Origin of the sequence: Sporosarcina sp. P29 (genome assembly GCF_002743265.1) — a bacterium.
Lineage (GTDB): Bacteria > Bacillota > Bacilli > Bacillales_A > Planococcaceae > Sporosarcina.
Map to the genome: position 1 here is coordinate 1 of NZ_PDYX01000155.1, position 362 is coordinate 362.

The following is a 362-nucleotide window of genomic DNA, read 5'->3' on the forward strand; positions in this document are numbered from 1 at the left end:
CGCAACGACTTTATTAGAAGTCGAAACGTTGGATGCGGAACAAATCAATCACTTGAAAGATCACGGTACATTGCCTGACCGTCCATACGACAACAACGATGGTAGCGTTGATGACAAGAAAATTGTAGAAGAATCCCCTGTGGAAACTACAACTCCTGATAGCACGGGTGCGCCATCAGACCCGTCAATCGGTGACTTGCCAAGTGAAAGTGGAGCAGTAGATAAGACACTGCCATCCATTGATGAAGAACGCAGAGACTAAGCGAACCCAACAGCCGACTGTATACAGTCGGCTGTTTTCTTATGAAGGGGAAGTGCGTTCAGTACACATTCACAGTATCTGCATGTGAAATTATGATATG

1 pseudogene is annotated in these 362 nt (G+C 45.6%); it reads left to right on the forward strand.

What is annotated here, in order from left to right:
• Positions 1-262: pseudogene (locus tag CSV68_RS17010) on the forward strand (ATP-dependent zinc metalloprotease FtsH); the annotation flags it as partial.
• Positions 263-362: the final 100 nt, after the last annotated feature.